18 protein-coding genes are annotated in these 19,963 nt (G+C 72.9%); 2 read left to right on the top strand and 16 right to left on the bottom strand.

What is annotated here, in order from left to right; all coding sequences use genetic code 11:
• Window positions 1–81: 81 nt before the first annotated feature.
• Both HHX33_RS27575 and gltB read right to left on the bottom strand, forming a co-directional pair.
• Complete coding sequence (locus HHX33_RS27575) at window positions 82–1,566, bottom strand: glutamate synthase subunit beta (RefSeq protein WP_182877139.1); 1,485 nt, start codon at window positions 1,564–1,566, stop codon at window positions 82–84.
• 57 nt (window positions 1,567–1,623) lie between these two features.
• Window positions 1,624–6,165, bottom strand: a complete 4,542-nt coding sequence (gene gltB, locus HHX33_RS27570) for a glutamate synthase large subunit (protein WP_182877138.1) — start codon at window positions 6,163–6,165, stop codon at window positions 1,624–1,626.
• 169 nt (window positions 6,166–6,334) lie between these two features.
• Here gltB and HHX33_RS27565 point away from each other — a divergent pair, with 169 nt between their 5' ends.
• The gene (locus HHX33_RS27565) at window positions 6,335–8,074 is read left to right on the top strand and encodes a bis-aminopropyl spermidine synthase family protein (RefSeq protein WP_182877137.1); all 1,740 of its coding nucleotides are present in this window, start codon (window positions 6,335–6,337) and stop codon (window positions 8,072–8,074) included.
• A 159-nt stretch (window positions 8,075–8,233) separates the two neighbouring features.
• Here HHX33_RS27565 and HHX33_RS27560 read toward each other — a convergent pair whose 3' ends face one another.
• From HHX33_RS27560 to HHX33_RS27545, 4 genes are all read right to left on the bottom strand, one after another.
• Window positions 8,234–9,178 carry a hypothetical protein gene (locus tag HHX33_RS27560; protein WP_182877136.1) on the bottom strand — a complete coding sequence of 315 codons (945 nt, stop codon included), beginning with the start codon at window positions 9,176–9,178 and terminating at the stop codon, window positions 8,234–8,236.
• Window positions 9,175–9,894 carry a VIT1/CCC1 transporter family protein gene (locus HHX33_RS27555; protein ID WP_117410543.1) on the bottom strand — a complete coding sequence of 240 codons (720 nt, stop codon included), beginning with the start codon at window positions 9,892–9,894 and terminating at the stop codon, window positions 9,175–9,177. Before HHX33_RS27555 ends, HHX33_RS27560 begins: the two co-directional genes overlap by 4 nt.
• Complete coding sequence (gene lgt, locus HHX33_RS27550; protein WP_182877135.1) at window positions 9,891–10,967, bottom strand: prolipoprotein diacylglyceryl transferase; 1,077 nt, start codon at window positions 10,965–10,967, stop codon at window positions 9,891–9,893. Before lgt ends, HHX33_RS27555 begins: the two co-directional genes overlap by 4 nt.
• 88 nt (window positions 10,968–11,055) lie before the next feature.
• The gene (locus HHX33_RS27545) at window positions 11,056–12,048 is read right to left on the bottom strand and encodes an ADP-ribosylglycohydrolase family protein (protein WP_182877134.1); all 993 of its coding nucleotides are present in this window, start codon (window positions 12,046–12,048) and stop codon (window positions 11,056–11,058) included.
• Window positions 12,049–12,193: 145 nt separating this feature from the next.
• Here HHX33_RS27545 and HHX33_RS27540 point away from each other — a divergent pair, with 145 nt between their 5' ends.
• Entirely contained in the window at window positions 12,194–12,520 is a 327-nt protein-coding gene (locus tag HHX33_RS27540) for a hypothetical protein (RefSeq protein WP_182877133.1), read from the top strand.
• A gap of 121 nt (window positions 12,521–12,641) precedes the next feature.
• On the opposite strand, the gene HHX33_RS27535 is transcribed toward HHX33_RS27540, so the two are convergent.
• The 10 genes from HHX33_RS27535 to hisI all read right to left on the bottom strand — a co-directional run bounded on the left by HHX33_RS27535 (window position 12,642) and on the right by hisI (window position 19,954).
• Window positions 12,642–13,391, bottom strand: coding sequence for a DsbA family protein (locus HHX33_RS27535; RefSeq protein WP_310737883.1), 750 nt, complete (start codon window positions 13,389–13,391; stop codon window positions 12,642–12,644).
• 59 nt (window positions 13,392–13,450) lie between these two features.
• Window positions 13,451–14,020: a DoxX family protein gene (locus HHX33_RS27530; RefSeq protein ID WP_182877132.1), complete on the bottom strand. Its 570-nt coding sequence runs from the start codon at window positions 14,018–14,020 to the stop codon at window positions 13,451–13,453.
• A gap of 140 nt (window positions 14,021–14,160) precedes the next feature.
• Window positions 14,161–14,955, bottom strand: coding sequence for a tryptophan synthase subunit alpha (gene trpA / locus HHX33_RS27525; RefSeq protein WP_182877131.1), 795 nt, complete (start codon window positions 14,953–14,955; stop codon window positions 14,161–14,163).
• Between the two features lie 22 nt (window positions 14,956–14,977).
• Window positions 14,978–16,183: a tryptophan synthase subunit beta gene (gene trpB / locus HHX33_RS27520; RefSeq protein WP_220498593.1), complete on the bottom strand. Its 1,206-nt coding sequence runs from the start codon at window positions 16,181–16,183 to the stop codon at window positions 14,978–14,980.
• 65 nt (window positions 16,184–16,248) lie between these two features.
• Window positions 16,249–17,073 carry an indole-3-glycerol phosphate synthase TrpC gene (gene trpC, locus HHX33_RS27515; RefSeq protein WP_182877129.1) on the bottom strand — a complete coding sequence of 275 codons (825 nt, stop codon included), beginning with the start codon at window positions 17,071–17,073 and terminating at the stop codon, window positions 16,249–16,251.
• 157 nt (window positions 17,074–17,230) lie between these two features.
• Complete coding sequence (locus HHX33_RS27510; RefSeq protein ID WP_117410534.1) at window positions 17,231–17,656, bottom strand: DUF2752 domain-containing protein; 426 nt, start codon at window positions 17,654–17,656, stop codon at window positions 17,231–17,233.
• 16 nt (window positions 17,657–17,672) lie between these two features.
• Complete coding sequence (locus HHX33_RS27505) at window positions 17,673–18,338, bottom strand: RDD family protein (RefSeq protein ID WP_117410533.1); 666 nt, start codon at window positions 18,336–18,338, stop codon at window positions 17,673–17,675.
• A 63-nt stretch (window positions 18,339–18,401) separates the two neighbouring features.
• Complete coding sequence (locus tag HHX33_RS27500) at window positions 18,402–18,800, bottom strand: DUF4190 domain-containing protein (protein ID WP_182877128.1); 399 nt, start codon at window positions 18,798–18,800, stop codon at window positions 18,402–18,404.
• A gap of 150 nt (window positions 18,801–18,950) precedes the next feature.
• Window positions 18,951–19,607, bottom strand: a complete 657-nt coding sequence (locus HHX33_RS27495; RefSeq protein ID WP_182877127.1) for a TIGR02234 family membrane protein — start codon at window positions 19,605–19,607, stop codon at window positions 18,951–18,953.
• Window positions 19,604–19,954, bottom strand: a complete 351-nt coding sequence (gene hisI / locus HHX33_RS27490) for a phosphoribosyl-AMP cyclohydrolase (RefSeq protein ID WP_111697426.1) — start codon at window positions 19,952–19,954, stop codon at window positions 19,604–19,606. Before hisI ends, HHX33_RS27495 begins: the two co-directional genes overlap by 4 nt.
• Window positions 19,955–19,963: the final 9 nt, after the last annotated feature.

The following is a 19,963-nucleotide window of genomic DNA, read 5'->3' as shown; positions in this document are numbered from 1 at the left end:
GAGATATTCCCGATTTGCCGCGTGACGCCGCCGGAACGCGGTCCGGTCCCCTGAGGACCGCGCCGGCGGCTCACATCGCGATCAGACGAGGGGCCGCGCCGTCGGGGGGATCGGCACGGGCAGGACCGTACGGCCGCTCAGGTGCTGGTCGACCGCCGCCGCCGCGGACCGGCCCTCGGCGATCGCCCACACGATCAGCGACTGGCCGCGGCCCATGTCACCGGCCGAGAACACGCCCTCCACCGACGTCTCGTACGAGGAGTTCCTGGCCACGTTGCCACGGGCGTCGAAGAACGACTCCGGGTCGCCCGACAGGGCGGCGAGGTCGTTCAGCAGCGGGCCCTTCTCCGGGCCGAGGAAGCCCATGGCGAGGGTGACCAGGTCGGCCGGGATCTCCCGCTCGGTGCCGGGGATCGGCGCGAACCCCGCCGCCGGGCCCTCGACCTCGACCAGGCGCAGCGCCCGCACATTGCCCTCGTCGTCGCCGGCGAACTCGGTGGTGGACACCGCGTACACGCGGTCGCCCGCCCCGGCCTCCAGCTCCTCGTGCGCGCTCTCCATCTTGAACAGCATCGGGTACGTCGGCCACGGCTGGCTGCCGGGACGGTCCGCCGGCGGCCTCGGCATGATCTCCAGCTGGGTGACCGACAGCGCGCCCTGCCGGATCGCGGTGCCGATGCAGTCGGCGCCGGTGTCGCCACCGCCGATCACGACGACGTGCTTGCCCTCCGCCGAGATCGGCGATTCGGCGTAGTCGCCCTCCTGGGCCTTGTTGGCCGGGGGGAGATACTCCATCGCCTGGTAGACGCCCTTGAGCTCGCGGCCGGGCACCGGCAGGTCGCGCCACGCCGTGGCGCCGCCCGCGAGCACGATCGCGTCGAACTCCTCGCGCAGCTCGGCCGCCGTGACGTCCACGCCGACATTGACGCCGGTGCGGAACTCGGTGCCCTCGGCCTCCATCTGGGCGATTCGGCGGTCGACGTGCCGCTTCTCCATCTTGAACTCGGGGATGCCGTAGCGGAGCAGCCCGCCGATCCGGTCGGCCCGCTCGAACACGACCACGTCGTGCCCGGCGCGGGTGAGCTGCTGCGCGGCCGCGAGGCCGGCCGGGCCGGAGCCGACGACCGCGACCTTGCGGCCGGTCTTGACGGCGGGCGGCTGCGGCGTGACCCAGCCCTCGGCGAAGGCCCGGTCGACGATCTCGACCTCCACCCGCTTGATCGCGACCGGGTCGGAGTTGATGCCGAGCACGCACGCCGACTCACACGGAGCGGGGCACAGGCGGCCGGTGAACTCCGGGAAGTTGTTGGTCGCGTGCAGCCGCTCGATCGCCTCGCGCCAGTCGTCGCGGTAGACGAGGTCGTTCCACTCGGGGATGAGGTTCCCGAGCGGGCAGCCGTTGTGGCAGAACGGGATGCCGCAGTCCATGCAGCGGGCCGCCTGCTTGGACAACGCGGGCTTGGGGAAGTCCTCGTAGACCTCGCGCCAGTCGCGGATGCGCACGTCGACCGGGCGGCGCGCCGGCAGCTCGCGCCCGTGTGTCAGGAACCCCTTCGGGTCAGCCATCGGTGTACCCCCCTTATCGTCGCGTGGGAATGGTGGTGGTGATTACGCTCATCGGCGTCACCCGTGGGCGGCGGCCATGACCGCCTCGTCGATGTCGCGGCCCTCGGCCTCGGCGGCGGCCCGCGCCAGCAGGACCCGCTTGTAGTCGGACGGCATGATCTTCGCGAACCGGCCGAGCGCGGCGTCCCAGTCCGCCAGCAGCGCCTTGGCCACCGTGGACCCGGTCTCCGTGAGGTGCCTGTCGACGATCTCCCGCAGGAACTCGGCGTCCTCGTCGTCCAGCGCCTCGAGCTCGACCATCTCGCGGTTGACCCGCTCGGGCCGCAGGTCGAGCACGTAGGCCACGCCGCCCGACATGCCGGCGGCGAAGTTGCGGCCGGTCGCGCCGAGGACGACGGCCCGGCCGCCGGTCATGTACTCGCAGCCGTGGTCGCCCACGCCCTCGACGACGGCGGTGGCGCCGGAGTTGCGGACGCAGAACCGCTCGCCCACGATGCCGCGGACGAAGACCTCGCCGGACGTCGCGCCGTACAGGCCGACGTTGCCCGAGACGACCTGCGTCTCGGCCTCGAACGGAGCGTCGGGGTGCGGCCGGACCACGATCCGGCCGCCCGACAGGCCCTTGCCGAGGTAGTCGTTGGCGTCGCCGGTCAGCCGCAGGGTGACGCCGCGCGGCACGAACGCGCCGAACGAGTTGCCCGCCGAGCCGGTGAACGACACGTCGATCGTGTTGTCGGGCAGGCCCTCGCCGCCGTACCGCTTGGTCACCTCGTGGCCGAGCATGGTGCCGACCGTGCGGTTGACGTTGCGGATGGGCAGCTCCAGCGTGACCGGCTCGCCGAGGTTCAGCGCGCCCTCGGCGAGCTGGATCAGCGTGTTGTCCAGTGCCTTGTCGAGCCCGTGGTCCTGCTCGGCGACCCTGCGGCGCGGGGTGCCCTCGGGCAGCTCCGGCTGGTGCAGGATCGGCGACAGGTCGAGGCCGGCGGCCTTCCAGTGCTCGACCGCGCGGGTGGTGTCGAGCAGGTCGGCCCGCCCGATGACCTCGTCCAGCGAGCGGTAGCCGAGCTCGGCGAGGTACTCGCGCACCTCCTGGGCGACGAACTCGAAGAAGTTCACCACGAACTCGGGCTTGCCGCTGAACCGCTTGCGCAGCTCGGGGTTCTGCGTGGCCACGCCCACCGGGCAGGTGTCGAGGTGGCAGACCCGCATCATGACGCAGCCGGAGACGACCAGCGGAGCGGTGGCGAAGCCGTACTCCTCGGCGCCGAGCAGCGCCGCGATGACCACGTCGCGGCCGGTCTTGAGCTGGCCGTCGGCCTGCACGACGATGCGGTCGCGCAGCCCGTTGAGCAGCAGCGTCTGCTGGGTCTCGGCCAGGCCGAGCTCCCAGGGGGCGCCCGCGTGCTTGACCGAGGTCAGCGGGGAGGCGCCGGTGCCGCCGTCGTGGCCGGAGATCAGCACGACGTCGGCATGGGCCTTGCTGACGCCCGCCGCCACGGTCCCGACCCCGACCTCTGCGACCAGCTTCACGTGGACGCGGGCGCGCGGGTTGGAGTTCTTCAGGTCGTGGATGAGCTGGGCGAGGTCCTCGATCGAGTAGATGTCGTGGTGCGGCGGCGGCGAGATGAGGCCGACGCCGGGGGTGGAGTGCCGGGTCTTGGCGATCCACGGGTACACCTTGTGGCCGGGCAGCTGGCCGCCCTCGCCGGGCTTGGCGCCCTGCGCCATCTTGATCTGCAGGTCGTCCGCGTTGACCAGGTATTCGCTGGTCACGCCGAACCGGCCGGAGGCCACCTGCTTGATCGCGCTGCGCCGCTCGGGGTCGTGCAGCCGCTCGGGGTCCTCGCCGCCCTCGCCGGTGTTCGACTTGGCGCCGAGCCGGTTCATCGCGATGGCCAGCGTCTCGTGCGCCTCCATCGAGATGGAGCCGTACGACATGGCGCCGGTGGAGAACCTCCTGACGATCGACTCGACCGGCTCGACCTCGTCGATCGGGATCGGCGCGCCGGCGGGGCGCAGCCTGAACAGGCCGCGCAGCGTCATGAGCTTCTCGGACTGCCCGTCCACGAGGGACGTGTACTCCTTGAAGATCTCGTACCGCCGGGTGCGGGTGGAGTGCTGGAGCTTGAAGACGGTGGTCGGGTTGAACAGGTGCGGCTCGCCCTCGCGGCGCCACTGGTACTCGCCGCCGACCTCCAGCCGCCGGTGCGGGTTCTCCGCGCGGGGGTAGGCCCGCGCGTGCCGCTCCAGCGCCTCCCTGGCCAGCACGTCGAAGCCGACGCCGCCGAGGCGGGAGGTGGTGCCGGTGAAGCACCCGTCGATGACCTCGGCGCCGAGGCCGAGCGCCTCGAAGATCTGCGCGCCGGTGTAGGAGGCGACCGTGGACACGCCCATCTTGGACATGACCTTCAGGACGCCCTTGCCGTACGCCTTGATCAGGTTGCGGACGGCCTTGCGCGGGTCCAGGTCGAGCTGACCGGTCGCGATCATGTCCTCGACCGTCTCCAGGGCGAGGTAGGGGTTGATCGCGCTGGCGCCGTACCCGACGAGCAGGGCCATGTGGTGGCACTCGCGGGCCTCGCCGGTCTCGATCACCAGGCCGACCCGGGTGCGGGACTTCTCCCGGATGAGGTGGTGGTGCACCGCGCCGGTGAGCAGCAGCGACGGGATCGGCGCCCGCTCGCGGGAGGACCCGCGGTCGGACAGCACGATGATCCGGGCGCCGTCCTCGATGGCCCGGGAGACCTCCAGGCGGATCTCCTCCAGCCGCCGCACCAGCGCCTCGCCGCCGCCGGCGGCGTCGAACAGGCCGGACACGACGTACGGCTGGAAGCCGGGCAGCGCGCCCTCGTCGTTGATGTGGACGATCTTCGCGAGCTCGTCGTTGTCGATCACCGGGTAGGGCAGCACGAGCCGGCGGCACGAGGCCGGGCCGGGGTCGAGCAGGTTGCCCTCGGGGCCGATCGTCGACTGCAGCGAGGTGACGAGCTCCTCGCGGATGGCGTCCAGCGGCGGGTTGGTGACCTGCGCGAAGAGCTGGCTGAAGTAGTCGAACAGCAGCCGCGGCTTCTCGCTCAGCACGGCGACGGGGCTGTCGGTGCCCATCGAGCCGATCGGCTCGGCGCCGTTCCGCGCCATCGGCGTGAGGATGATCCGGAGCTCCTCCTCGGTGTAGCCGAAGGTCTGCTGCCGCTTGACCAGCGCCTCGTGGGTGGGGTGCTCGTGCTCGCGCTCGGGCAGCTCCTCGAAGCGGACCAGGCCCGCGTGCAGCCACTCGCCGTACGGCTCGGCGGCGGCGAGCTCGGCCTTGATCTCGTCGTCCTCGATGATCCGGCCGCGCGCGGTGTCCACGAGGAACATCCGGCCCGGCTGCAGGCGGCCCTTGCGGACCACCTTCTCCTGCGGGATGTCGGACAGCACGCCGGCCTCGGAGGCGAGCACGACCAGGCCGTCGTCGGTGACCCAGAACCGGCCCGGGCGCAGGCCGTTGCGGTCGAGGACCGCGCCGACCAGCGTGCCGTCGGAGAAGGTGATCGACGCGGGGCCGTCCCACGCCTCCATGAGGGTGGAGTGGAACTCGTAGAAGGCCCGGCGGGCCGGGTCCATCTCGGTGTGGTTCTCCCACGCCTCCGGGATCATCATCAGCACGGCGTGCGGCAGCGACCTGCCGCCGAGGTGCAGCAGCTCCAGCGTCTCGTCGAACGAGGCGGTGTCGGAGCCGTCCGGGTCGCAGATGGGGAACAGCCGCCGCAGGTCGCCCGGGATCAGGCCGGTGGCGAGCATCGCCTCGCGGGCGCGCATCCAGTTGCGGTTGCCCCGGACGGTGTTGATCTCGCCGTTGTGCGCGACGTACCGGTACGGGTGGGCCAGCGGCCAGGAGGGGAAGGTGTTGGTCGAGAAGCGCGAGTGGACGAGCGCGATGGCGCTGACGTAACGCTCGTCGGACAGGTCGGCGAAGAACGGCTCGACCTGCAGCGAGGTCAGCATGCCCTTGTAGACGATGGTCCGCGAGGACAGCGAGGAGAAGTAGACGTCCGCCTCGTGCTCGGCCCGCTTGCGGAAGGCGAACACGATCCGGTCGAGGTCGACGCCGGTCTCGCCGCCGGGCGAGGTCACGAACAGCTGCGCGAAGTGGGGCATGGCCGCCCGCGCGGTGGCGCCGGGCAGGTCGCGGTCCACCGGCAGCTCGCGCCAGCCGAGGATGCTCACGCCCTCCTCCGCGGCGATCCGCTCGATGGTCTCGATCGCGGCGGCCCTCGCCTGCCCGTCCGCCGGCAGGAACGCGGCGCCCGCGGCGTACGCGCCCTCCGCGGGCAGCTCACTGTGCCATCCCAGATCGGCCACCACGGCGCGGAAGAACGCGTCGGGGATCTGGGTGAGGATGCCCGCGCCGTCGCCGGTGTCCGGCTCGCTGCCGCTCGCGCCCCGGTGGTCGAGGTTGCGGAGGGCAGTCAGTGCCTTGGCGACGATGTCGTAACTGCGGCGACCCTGCACGTCCGCGACCATGGCGACGCCACAGGCGTCATGCTCGAAGGCGGGGTCGTAGAGTCCCTGAGGCTCGGGGAGACCTCCGGGAAGGCCAAGGCGGGCAGCAGGCATGTAGTCACTCCCGTCGTCAACTTCTGCGTGGAACAGAGGGACGACGCTGGCCCTGCTGCGGTTGTGGTGCTTAGAGATTACAACACGCTGCCGGAATAGTGCCCCCCCGGTCTGCTTCGCGAACCTTCACAGGTCAGCGTGGTGAACAGGGCCTCGATAGGGTTTGCGCATGGGTGGTCATGAGGCGATCGACGAACTGCTGGCGGAGGCCGGCGTGGACGGCCTGCGCCTGCGCGGAGCACTGGCGCTCCTGGCGGGCGGCCGCTGGTGGACCCTGTCCGACCTGGTACGGGAGACCGCGACGCCACGGCGGACGATCGAGTCGCTGCTGCGGGCGCTCCCCCTTGAGCACAGCGGCGACCGTGTCCGGATACCCATGGATCAGGTCAACCGCTACAACGCCGGGGTCGAGCCGGAAATTTCCGATCTCGGGAATCCGGTGTCCGAAATGGTGCCGGAACACGCCGAAACCCTCGCCCGTCTGGAGCGGCTGATCGCCGAGGCTCCCCGGGGCCGGCACGCGCTCGACCACGTCTCCGCGACCGCCGAGACCGTGCTGCGCCGCGCCCTCCTGCTGGGGCGGCGGTTCTGGCTGCCCGGCTCCCGCCTGCTGTGCGTCGGCGACCACGACCTGACCTCGCTGGCCGTGCGGATGGTCCACCCGGAGGTCGAGGTGGCGGTGGCCGACATCGACGACCGCATCCTGGAGTTCGTCGACGCCCAGGACCTCGGGGTACGCACCCGGTGGGCCGACCTGCGTCTCGGCCTGCCGCCGTCGCTGCGCGGCTGGGCCGACCTCGCGATCACCGACCCGCCGTACACGCCGGACGGGATCGGGCTGTTCGCCGCCCGCGCCGCCGAGGGCCTGCGCGACCGCGAGCGGGGACGCATCCTCCTGGCCTACGGCGCCTCCGAGCGCACCCCGATGCTCGCGCTGAAGGTGCAGAAGGCTCTTGTCGACCTCAACCTGCTGCATGAGGCGATATTTCCGCACTTCAACCGGTATTACGGGGCGGAGGCGATCGGCAGCGCGGCGGACCTGTACGTGCTGCGTCCCACCACGAAGACCTGGCCGGCGATCGCCGCGCGACTCGACCGCCTCGCCACGGCAATCTACACGCAGGGCCCCCAGGCCGTGGAGTCCGCCGGGCGCCCCGGCAAGGCCGCGGCCCAGGCGGCGGCCCAGGCGACGGCCGTGGACAGCGCGGCCGGCAGGACGGCCGGTACGGGGACGGACAGCACGGCCGGTACGGGGGTGGACGGCGCGGCGGACGAGGCGGCGGTGACCGCCTTCGGGCCGGACCTGCTCGCCGGGGACTGGCCGCGCGGCCTGCTGCCGCAGGTGCCCCGCACCCGGCTCGCCACGCTGCTGGCCAAGCCGTACGCCGCCGACCCGCGGCGGGTGGTGATCGCGGTGCCGGCCGGGCTGGAGGCGGCCCTGCCCCGCCTGCTGCTCGCGACCCGGGCCTCGCACGTGCGGGTGCTCACCGCCGCCCCGGTCGCCGGGCTGCCCGCGCTGGCCGCGTTGCTCGCTCCGGTCTACGAACTCACCGTCGAGGGCCGTGTCCTCGACGCCGTACGGCTCGCGCCGCCGGAGGTCGGGCCGGACCGGATCGTCCGCGCGATCCTGGACAGCGCGCACGGGAAGCTCGCCAACACCTGGCGGGAGGCGCTCACCAGGACCGGCCTCACCACGACGCCCGGACACACCACACCGCCCGAGCACGCCGGGGCCCCCGGGCACGGCGCGACCGCCGGGCACGGCGGGACGGCCGGGCTCACCAAGCGGCAGGCCAGGGCCGCCGTCGAGGAGGCCGCTCCCTGGGCCGGCGACGCGACCCCCCTCGAACTCCCGCTCCACCGCCTCGCGCAGCTGACGGCGGAGATCACCGCCCCCGCCCCGGCCTGAGGATCGGCCGCCCGAGGTCGTCCTCGGCCCGTGGTCAGCCGGGGGCACACGCCCCTCCCGTCCGGCTCGGCCACCCCCTCCCAGCGGGGGAACCGGGCACGCTCCCGGGGCTCCGGTCAGGCCTGCCCGGCGCTGACGGGCGGGCGGCCCGGTGACCTGCTACCGGGCGGCCGGGACGGACGGCGACGGCGCGGCCGTGTTCGCAGAAGGGGCCGTGTTCGCGGACGAGGCCGGAGAGGCGCCGGGATCGGACGGCGGGTCTTCCGCGGGCTGGGCGGTGTCGGCCGGGCCCGGCGGCTGGGCGGGGTCCGACGGCACGCCAGCGACCGCGACCACCCGGCGGAAGACCGCTCTCTCGGCCTCCCGCACGGCCAGGCCGAGCATGACGAAGTCGTCGGTCTCCCCCGGCTCCGCGCCGTCGGTCCTGCCGATCCAGGCCACGCCGAGGTAGTGGCCCATGACCTGGGCGCTCGCCTCGCTGTAGGCGCCGAACTTCGCCCGGGGGGATTCGAGCGGCTGCACCCAGGAGCCGCGGTAGAGCGTCGCCAGCGACGTCGCCAGCGACTCGGCGGCGGCGACGGACGACAGGTTGAACAGCGTGTACTGCGCCATATAGACCCCGTCCGCCGTGGCGTACAGGCCGCGGACGGCCTGGGTGCACCCGGCCTCCGCGAGGGCGTCGACGAGGTCGGCGCCCCACACCGCTCCCCCGCAGGCCTGGTCGGGACGGCTGGTGAGGCGGCGCAGCGTGACCTTTCCCGCGCTGAGCGTCCGGGCGCCGAACACCTCCTGGACGCTCAGCGGCGCGGAGTCCGCCTTGCGGTCCGCGATCGGGGCGAACTCCTTCAGGGACGGCCAGGACTGGAAGGACGACGGCAGTCCCTGCCCCGCGATGTCCGCCGACGCCCCCGTCGGCACCGCGGGTCCGCCTCCGCCCAGCGCGTTGACCACCAGCGTCAGCACCAGGGCGATCACCAGGACGCCCGCGGCGGTCACGGACCACACGAACACGCGCTGCTGCCGGTCGTCCAGCCCGAGCTCGGTGAGGGTGGGTCCGGCCCAGCGCTCGGCCGTCGCGGACGACCGGCGCTTGCGCTTGGTCATAGACCGCCGGTTCCTATCAGCGACCCCAGTCCCCAGGTCAGCGCCGCCGCCACGGCGCCCACCACGAGCTGGCGGAGACCGCTGAACCACCAGCTTCTGGCCGTCACGCGCGAGACCACCGCGCCGGCGACGAACAGCGCCACCATCGACGCGGCGGCCGAGATCCACAGGCTCCGCGCGCCGATCAGGTACGGCAGGAGCGGGACCAGGGCGCCGAAGGCGAACGATAAGAACGAGGATCCGGCGGCGAGCAGCGGTGAGGGCAGGTCGCCGGGGTCCACACCCAATTCGGCCCGCGTGTGGACGGCGAGCGCCTCCTCCGGGTCGCGGGAGATCTGGCGGGCGACCTCCCTGGCGGTCTCCGGATCCACGCCCCGCTGGACGTACATCTGGGCCAGCTCGGCCTCCTCGGCCTCGGGGTGCCGCTCCAGCTCCCGCCGCTCCACGTCGATCTCCGCCTCGGCCAGCTCGCGCTGGCTGGCGACCGACACGTACTCGCCGCCCGCCATGGAGAAGGCTCCGGCGGCGAGGCCGGCGATGCCGGCGAGGGCGATGATCCTGGTCTCGGCGGTGCCGCCGGCGACGCCCGCGATGAGCGCGAAGTTGGACACCAGTCCGTCCATCGCGCCGAACACCGCGGGCCGCAGCCATCCGCCGGTGACGTCCCTGTGCTGGTGGTGTGCCTCGGCCCGTGCCCCCGTCCTGGCCTCGGTCATCGCCGCCCGGCCTCCGGTTCCGGCATGGTCCCGCCGTCGCCCGTGGCGCCGGCGCCCGCCGGCGCCCTGTCCCCCTCACCGGAGTCCGCCGGAGCGTCGTCGGAACCCGCGGAGGCGGAGCCGGCCGGGCCGCCCGTCTCCGGTGTGTCCTCGTGGGCCGCGGGCAGGCTCCCGGCCTCCCCGCCGCCGAGCTCGGGCTCGTCGGCCTGGTCCCGCCGGTGGGCGGGGTCGGCGTCCTCGCCGTCCCCCGCGAAGACGCCGACCGGCTCCTCGCCCGTCCGGTTGCGGGACAGCACCAGGTACGCGACGGCGCACAGGAAGATGACGATCGAGGTCCACTGGTTCAGGCGCAGCCCGAGGATCTCGTGCGCGGGGTCGACCCGCAGCCCCTCGATCCAGAACCGGCCCAGGGTGTAGCCCGCGACGTACAGCGCGAACACCCGGCCGTGGCGGAGGCCGAAGCGGCGGGCGGCCAGGATCAGCACGCCGGCGAGCGCCAGGTCCCACAGCGACTCGTACAGGAAGGTCGGGTGGTAGGTGGTCGCGCCGGGGACGGTGCCCGGGTGGCCCGGCTCGATCTCCAGTCCCCACGGCAGGTCGGTGGGGCCGCCGAAGAGCTCCTGGTTGAAGTAGTTGCCCCACCGGCCGATGGCCTGGGCCACGGCCACGCCGGGGGCGAGGGTGTCGGCCACGGCGGTGAAGGAGATGCCGCGGCGGCGGCAGGCGATCCAGACGCCGAGCGCGCCGAGCGCGATCGCGCCCCAGATGCCGAGGCCGCCCTCCCAGATGAACAGGGCGTCGATCGGCCGCTTGGGCGCGTCGGAGCCGAAGTAGATCTGCCAGTCGGTGATGACGTGGTAGAGACGTCCGCCGACGAGGCCGAACGGCACGGCCCAGACCGCGAGGTCGGTGACCGTCCCGGGAGCACCGCCGCGGGCGCGCCAGCGGCGTTCGCCGATCCAGACGGCGACGACGACGCCGAGCACGATGCACAGGGCGTACGCGCGGATCGGAATCGGTCCGAGATTCCAGACCCCCTGTGACGGGCTGGGAATCGAGGCGAGGAGGGGCATGTAACGTGACGTTACCGCAAGAGAGGGCGAGTCCGGTGCCCGCCGCGTTCATCGGTACCAGGACGTGCTCCGGCCCCCTGGGGGCGGGTCATCCGGGCGGCGGCGGAGCCGCGCGGAGGGCGGCCAGGCGGGCCGCGAGGTCCGGCAGCGCGGGATACTCGCCGAGGTCCACCGGCCCGAGCCAGTCGAGCGCGGCCACCCCCTCCGGTTCCCGGGCGCCGAGGACCCCGCCGACGAGCGCGGCGACCGTGTCGGTGTCGCCGCCCAGGGACACGGCGTACGGCAGCGCGGCGGCGAGGGCGGGAGCCTCTCGCAGCACGTGGACCACCGCGGCGACGGTCTCGACGGCGTCCAGCGAGACGCCCTCGGACGGGGGCGTCCACCGTCCATAAGCGGCGTCCACCACGGCATCCACCACGGCGTCCGCCGGCGTCGGCGGGACGTGCTCGTCCGCCCGGCGGGCCTCGTCCGCGGCCACCTCCAGCAGGGCGGGCACGCTCTCCCCCTCCAGCGCGTGCGACGCCATCGCCGCGATGACGCGGGCCGCCGCCACGGCCGCCGGCGCCCGGTGCGTCGCGGCGGAGACGACCTCGCAGAGCCGGCGGCGCAGGCCGGGCCGGTCGGTCGGAACGGCCCAGCCGATCGGGGCGACGCGCATCGCCGCGCCGTTGGTCGGCCGGTCTCCCGCCGAGGGGGCGGGCGGCTCACCCGTGGCGTGGAAGTGCGCCAGGGCGTGCCGCGTGGTGGGTCCGAGGCCGCGTACGGCCGGCGCCGCCTCGGCGAGCCGGGTCAGGAACTCCAGCGAGGTGGGGCGGCCGCCGGTGTCGGCCAGGCAGCGTGCGACCAGCACCATCTGCGCCGTGTCGTCCGAGGTCGACCCGCGCGGCCATCCCCGGTCCGGGGCGGGAAGCCGGACGACCTCCTCGGGGTCGATCCGCTCCGGCCCGCGCCCCTCCCACGGCACGCCGAGCGCGTCGCCCGCCGCGAAGGCCACCATCGCCTGGTGGATCCGTGCGGCGACGTCCTGCCGGGGGCCGGTGATCGGCGCGGAGCGAGGGGCGGAACGGTCGTCGCGGGGCATGCCGGAATGCTGACCCGCCAGGCGGCGGCGAAACCCGTGTCAGGTGCGGTAGAGGCGTCCGGCCCTTCGGAAGGCGACGCACGGGCCGTCGTCCGATACCACAGGTCCCTGGTGAGCCGGCGGCCGGAATGGGCAGACTCCGATCATGAACGACACACTCACGCCCGAAGCGGTCACGGTGGAGACGAGCGGGCAGGTGCCCGCGGGAGCGGTCACCGAGGCGCGGGAGCGCATCGCGTCGGTGTCCAGGTTCACCGCCAGGCCGATCCTCTACGCCAGGGTCAACCTCGCCTACAGTCCGTCGCTCAGCCCGGGAGAACGGTGCGCCGCGCGGGCGGTCCTCGACGTGAACGGGCAGCCCGTGCACGCCCAGGCCGAGGCGGAGACCATGCACCTCGCGATCGTGGAGGTCCAGCACCGCCTCCGGGTGGGCATGGACCGCCTGTCCTACCGTCCGGCCCACCGAGGCTGAGGCTCTCGGCCGGAACCCCGCCGACCCGCCGGGACGCACCCTGGAACGGGTCCGGCGGGCCTCGCGGCCCGGATGGCGGCGCGCGGGACGGTCCGGTCGTCCGGCTCGGCCTGCGCCCGGGTCAGCTCTTGGCGGCGTTCACCACGGCGTCGCGCAGATCGCTCGGCACGAACGCGACCTTGCTGTCGATCTCCTTGCCGTTGATCTTGACCGTCGGCGTGCCGCTCAGCTTCTGCGTGGTCATGACCTGCTGCGTGTACGCCTGGTGTGCCGCGACGTTGCCCTGCTTGCGCACGCAGTCGTCGAAGCCGGAGGAGGTCACGCCCGCCTCCTTGCCCCACGTGATCAGCTGGTCCACGGAGAACCCGCTGGAGGTCTCGCTCGGCTGGTTCTTGTAGAGCTTGTCGTGGAACGCCAGCCACTGCCGGCCGTCCGTGACGCACCGTGCGGCCGAGGCCGCGCGCAGCGAGTTGCTCTTGGTCGGCTCCTGCGTGAAGATCGTGATCACGTGGTAGGCGACCTTCGCCTTGCCCTCGGCGGCCAGGTTCTTCAGCGTGGCGCCGCTGGTCTCCTCGAACTGCTTGCACGCGGGACACTGGAAGTCCTCGTACACGTCGACCACCGGCGTGGTGACCCCCGGCTGGGCCATCACCACGGTCCCGTCCTCCTGCACGGTCGCGGCGGCGAGGCCGCCGGTGACCTTCTCCGAGGCGCCCTGCCGCACCGACCACACGACGAAGGCGGCCGCGACCACGACGACCACCACGATGGTGGCGATCATCGTGACGCGCCTGCGCTGATCCTGCTTGCGCAGGGCCTCCCGCTGCGCCGCGATGCGCGCCTTGGCCGCCTCACTCGTCCGCTTGCTCACGAACCTTCCCCCCTGCTGTCACCGCGGCCGGACCCAGAGCCGGACCGCGGTCCTGCGTGTCAGGCGCGGTCGTCCCGGCCCTCGTCCTGACCGTCCTCGTCCACCGGCTCCCGGGCTCCCCCGAAACCCAGAGCCGAGTCCAGCGACAGGCGGCTCACCGGCTTCACGACGATCCACGCCGCGCAGGCGAGCAGCCCGATGTCACGCACCAGTTCCCAGAAGTAGTTCGGGTCCTGGCCCGCGGCGAGGGTGCCGTCGCCGCCGAAGCAGCCGCAGTCGATGCGCAGCCCTCTGGCCCACGCGGACCCGATGCCGACGACGAACGCCACCATCAGCACGCCGCCGGCTCCCGCCGCCACCCGGGTGAACAGGCCGACGAGCAGCAGCAGGCCCGTGATGATCTCCACGACGGGCAGGCCGTACCCGACGACCTGCGCCAGGGATTCCGGCAGCAGCTGGTAGGCGAGCACCGCCTGCACCGACAGAGCGGGCGCGCCGATCTTGAGCGCGCCGGCGACGATCAGTACGGCCGCCAGCACGACGCGCGCAGCGGTCGTGACCCAGGAGTGCGCCGGTCTCTCGGACGGTAACCGGCCGGAGACCTGAGCGCCGGATGCCAACTGAACCATCAGGGACTCCTCGCCCGGTAGGCAACACCGACTGAACAGTACCGGGACCCAACCTCACCATGTGCGGGATAAGAGCATGGTAAGCGGTGGCGTTTCCGCTGTTCGCGGCGGTACCGGGGGGAGAAAGCCGGAGATCCGGCTCAGCGCCGGACACCCCTGGCGAGTTCCTCCGCGAGTTCGCGTACCGCCACGAGACCGGACTTCTCGTCCGGCGCGTCGAGCAGGCGCCGGATGAAGGCCGACCCCACGATGACCCCGTCGGCGTACGACGCGACCTCGGCGGCCTGGGCGCCGTTCCCGACGCCGAGACCGACGCAGACCGGCAGCGCCGTGTGGGCCTTGGTCTTCTTGACCAGTCCCTCGGCCGCCGAGCTGACGGACTCCCGGGCACCGGTCACGCCCATCAGCGAGGCCGCGTACACGAAACCGGTGCAGCAGGCGGCGACCCGGGCGATGCGCTCGTCGGGCGAGCTGGGCGCGACGAGGAAGACCGTGCCGAGGCCGGACTCCCGGCTCGCGTCGAGCCAGGGCCCGGACTCCTCGGGCGTCAGGTCCGGCGTGATGGTCCCCACGCCGCCCGCCGAGGCGAGGTCCCGGGCGAAGCGCTCGGCGCCGTAGCGGTCGATCGGGTTCCAGTACGTCATGACCAGCGTCGCGGCCCCGGACTTCGCGACGCCCTCGACGGTGCGCAGCACGTCGGCGATGCGGGTCCCGTTCTCCAGCGACCGGTGCACCGCGTCCTGGATCGTCGGGCCGTCCATCAGCGGATCGGAGTACGGCAGGCCGATCTCGATCACGTCGCAGCCGGCCTCGACCATCGCAGTCGCGGCCCTCACCGCGCCGTCCTTGGTCGGGAAGCCGGCCGGCAGGTAGCCGACGAGCGCGGCCCTGTCCTCGGCGCGTGCCTTGTCGAACACCGCCTGGAGTGTCGTCATCGGATGCCCTATCGATGCTGGATCAGAGGTTGAAGTACTTCATGGCGGTGCCCATGTCCTTGTCGCCGCGTCCCGAGAGGTTCACCAGGATCACGGCGTCCGGGCCGAGCTCGCGGCCGAGCCGCAGCGCGCCCGCGAGCGCGTGGGAGGACTCGATGGCCGGGATGATGCCCTCGGTGCGCGCGAGCAGGGCGAAGGCCTCCATGGCCTCCTCGTCGGTCACGCCCTCGTAGGTGGCGCGGCCGCTGTCCTTAAGCCACGCGTGCTCGGGGCCCACGCCGGGGTAGTCGAGACCGGCGGAGATCGAGTGCGACTCGATCGTCTGGCCCTCGTCGTCCTGCAGGACATAGGTGCGGGCGCCGTGCAGCACGCCGACGCTGCCCTGGGTGAGGGTGAGCGCGTGCTCGCCGGTCTCCGCGCCCCGCCCGCCGGCCTCGTAGCCGTACAGCCGGACCCCCTCGTCGGGGATGAAGGCGTGGAAGAGACCGATGGCGTTCGACCCGCCGCCGACGGCGGCGCAGACCGCGTCGGGCAGACGGCCCACGAGCTCCTGCACCTGGCGGCGCGCCTCGACTCCGATGATCCGGGCGAAGTCCCGGACGATCTCGGGGAACGGGTGCGGCCCGGCGACCGTGCCGAACAGGTAGTGGGTGTGCTCCACGTTGGTGACCCAGTCGCGGAACGCCTCGTTGATGGCGTCCTTGAGGGTCTGGCTGCCGTTGGTGACCGGGACGACCGTCGCGCCGAGGAGCTTCATCCTGGCGACGTTGAGCGCCTGGCGCTCGCAGTCGACGGCGCCCATGTAGATGACGCACTCCAGGCCCATGAGCGCCGCCGCGGTGGCCGTGGCGACGCCGTGCTGGCCCGCCCCGGTCTCCGCGATGACCCGCCGCTTGCCCAGCCGCTTGGTCAGCAGCGCCTGGCCGAGCACGTTGTTGATCTTGTGGGCGCCGGTGTGGGTGAGGTCCTCGCGCTTGAGCAGGATCCGGGCGCCGCCCGCGTGCCCGGCGAAGCGCGGCACCTCGGTCAGCGTCGTGGGACGGCCCGCGTACGTGCGCAGCAGGTGGTCGAACTCGCGGACGAAGTCGAGATCGGTCTTGGCCTTCTCGTACTCGGCGGCCACCTCGTCGAGGGCCGGGATGAGCGCCTCCGGCACGTACCGGCCGCCGAATATGCCGAACTTGCCCTGGACGTCCGGATCGTTGCCGCCGACACCGCCCCCCGCCAGGTCGGCGGGGGTGATGAGGGTTCCATCCGTCGAGGTCACTCGGCCTCCTTCTGCGGTGCTGTCGTTCACGGGTGCCTCTCGGAGCCGCTGTCCTGCCGGGAGGCCGGGTGCGCGCCGGCGGTCACCAGGTCGTTGACCGCGGCCTTGGGGTCCCTGCCGGTGACCAGGCTCTCGCCCACCAGCACCGCGTCGGCCCCCGCCCGCGCGTACGCGAGCAGGTCGTGCGGCCCGCGCACCCCCGACTCCGCGATCTTGATGATGCCGTCCGGCACCTTGGGCGCGAGCCTGGCGAACACCTCTCGGTCCACCTGCAGCGTCTTCAGGTCGCGGGCGTTGACACCGATGACCTTCGCGCCGGCGTCCACCGCGCGAATCAGCTCCTCCTCGGTGTGCACCTCGACGAGCGGGCAGAGCCCGATCGACTCGGCCCGCTCGATCAGCGAGACGAGCGCCTGCTGGTCGAGGGCCGCCACGATCAGCAGGGCGAGGTCGGCGCCGTGCGCCCTGGCCTCCCACAGCTGGTAGGAGGTGACGATGAAGTCCTTGCGCAGGACGGGCACGTCGACCGCGGCCCGCACCGCCGCGAGGTCGGCGAGCGTGCCGCCGAACCTGCGCCGCTCGGTCAGCACGCTGATGACGTGCGCGCCGCCCTCCTCGTAGTCGGCGGCGAGCGCGGCGGGGTCGGCGATGGCGGCGAGCGCGCCCTTGGACGGGCTCGACCTCTTCACTTCGGCGATCACGGAGACCCGGTCGCCGCCGAGCGCGGCGTAGGCGTCCCGGGGCTCGGGGGCGCGGGCGGCGATGCGCTTGAGCTCCTCGATCGGCACGTCGCGCTGCCGCTCCTCGAGGTCCTCCCGCACGCCCACGATGATGTCCTCAAGAACACTCACGCGTCCTCCTCGCCTTCGGCTCGGAGCTCGCGCGAATCACCTGTCCGCTCGCTCACGCGCAAGGGTCCCTCCGGTCGGCTGCTCTCGTCGGCTGCTCTGCGTGTCCTGCCCTGCGATGGTATCGGCCCGTCTCGCGTCGATCGGCCACAGGGTCGCGTCACGGAGCGAGGAAATGCCCGAAAGGCGTATTACGCACTACCCAGAAGACGGCCGCGACGACGATCAGTCCCCACAGGTAGACGGGGCGTGCGGCGCCCGGGCCCACGGGCCGCCCCTGCCATGATCGTAACGTCCACCTGGCCCATGCCGCGATCACGACAGGAACGCAAACGACAAAGAGAAGGTTCATGCGCGCCGCCCCGGCGAGGTCGGCGTGCGCGAGATCGTGCACGGCGCGCAGGGCGCCGCAGCCCGGACAGTACAGGCCGGTGAGGTAGTAGAAGGGACAGACGGGGTAGTGACCCGGCTCGTGCGGGTCGACCACCGCCAGGTACGCCACCGCCGCGGCGAGACCTGCCGCGGCGCCGGACGGCGCGCGCAGCGACCGAATCCGGTCCCACGCGCGCCGTCCGGTCACGTCCACGTGCTCAGCCTATCGCTCAGGCGCGCACGACCACGGTGCCGACGATCTTGTCGGCGAAGGTCTGCCGCTTGGCGTCCCACAGCGGCCAGAGGAAGCCGATGTAGCAGGGCAGGCCGTCGATGATGTGGCAGAGGTAGCGGACGAAGGCCATGCCGAAGCCGATGTACTCGCCCGTCTGCTCCTTGACCGTCTTGATGCCGACGACCTTCTTGCCCACCGTCTGACCGGTGGTGCCCTCCTGGTACTTCAGCCACAGGCCGAGGCCGATCGCGACGGCGAAGCCCAGGAGGTAGATGATCATGCCGATCCCGCTGCCGCCCGTCGAGGTGAGCTGCCCCGTGTTCGGGTCCACCTCGAGGGAGCTGGCGGTCATGGAGCCGCCGATGGTGTAGAGGATGCCGGACGGGATGCCGACGATCAGGGCGTCGATCAGGTACGCACCGACGCGCAGGCCCCAGTGGGCGAGCTCGGGGCCGCCGTAGCCGCCGGAGGGCTGGCCGTACGCGCCGGCGCCGTACTGGCCGCCGCCGTACTGGCCGCCCTGCGGGGGCGCGGGGTAGGAGCCCTGCGGCGGCGGGGGGTAGCCGCCCTGGGACGGGTACCCGCCCTGCGGGCCGGGCTGCTGGGGAGGCTGCTGAGGGGGGTAACCACCCTGGTTGTACGGGTCGTTGCCGTAGGACATGTGATGCTCCAGCGAAAGTGGGAGAAGAAGGAGAGCGAAGGGGAGGGAGACCCGGGGTGGGGGCTAACCGGCGATGCTCGTGACGCTCAGCGCCGCCAGCAGACCCAGCCCGATCGCGTACAGGAGCCAGACGGAGGCGCCGGCGTAGGACAGGATCAGCCCGGCGATCGCAAGGCCCCGCCCCTGTTCGCCCGTCCGCCTCGTCTGGTGCAACGCGATGTGACCACAGATGACGCCGGCGATCCCGGGGATCCCGCAGAAGAGCAGGCCGAGAACGCCGAGAACGAGCGACGCGACGGCCATGCCGTTCGTACGGGGACCATGGGGTTGGTGGTACCCGTACGGAGGGGGCGGTGGCGGATAGCCGTACCCGTGGCCATAGCCGGAGACCGGCGGCACGCCGCCCGCGCCGGGCGGGTGGCCGTAGCCGCCCGAGTCACCCGGCAGGTACCCGTGGCTCATCCGGTCTCCTGTAGCGATCAACGAAGTCGCCGCGAAGCCTATCGACAGCCGGGCGACCGGTCAGAGCAGAAACCGGGTTTGTGGACAATTTGTAATCTGAGGTGGGAACGGTCCAACAACTCCGGCTCTTCGCACCCCGGGCGAAAAGGCTCAGCGCCCCCGATCGTCGGTGGGGTCCTCCCCCTCGTCGAGCGCGTCCCACAGGGCGCGGTCGGCGTCACGCGCGGCAGCCCGTCCCGGCTCCGTGCGGGCGTGACCGGCGTCCCGTTCGTACCTGCCCGACATGCCGGGCCAGCGCGCGCCGCGCGCCGCCGCCACCACCCCGGACCCGAGCAGGACGAGCCCGCCCGCGGCGGCGAGCAGCGGCCAGACCCAGGCGCGCGACTCCACCGGGATCGCGGCGCCGGAGACCGTCGCCGCCGTCGCGTGCGCGCGGGCCGCGGCGGCGACCGTCGCGTCGCGGGTGCCGTCCCAGGCTCCGCCCGCGACCGCCGCGCCGAGCAGGGCGACGACGCCTCCGATCAGCCGCCGCCCGATCCCCCTCGCCGCCAGTACGGCCACCGCGGCGGCGAGCGCGGCCAGCGCGGCGGGTGAGAGCCAGGCGACCAGGTCGCCGCCCGTGAGGCCGTCCTGCCCCGCTCCCCCGGGTCCCCCGGCGGCGCCGAGCGTCACCCACCGCCTGCCCGCGGCGAGCAGCGCGAGGCCGCCGCCGGCGGCGCAGGCGGCGAGCCAGACGAGCAGCGAGCGCCCCGCCGGAGACCCGGCCCGGCCGGGCGCGGCGGCGGGAACGGGGGTGGGAGCGGTCACGGCGCGCCGGTCACGTCGAGGACGTCGGCGTCGAAGCAGGTGCGGTCACCGGTGTGGCAGGCGGCCCCCACCTGGTCGACCTTCAGCAGGACCGTGTCGCCGTCGCAGTCGAGCGCGACGTGCCTGACCCACTGCACGTGGCCGGAGGTGTCGCCCTTCACCCAGTACTCCCCCCGGCTGCGGGACCAGTAGGTCGCCCGGCCGGTGGTGAGCGTGCGGTGCAGCGCCTCGTCGTCCATCCAGGCGAGCATCAGCACCTCCCCGGTGTCGTGCTGCTGGACGATCGCGGGCACCAGGCCGTCCGGGGTGCGCTTGAGCCGGTCGGCGATCTTCGGGTCGAGGGCCATGTGGCCAAT

The sequence above is a fragment of the Microbispora sp. H10670 genome (assembly GCF_014161385.1).
GTDB lineage: Bacteria > Actinomycetota > Actinomycetes > Streptosporangiales > Streptosporangiaceae > Microbispora > Microbispora triticiradicis.
Note: the sequence above shows the minus strand (reverse complement) of the source record. Positions and strands in the feature narration are given on the sequence as shown.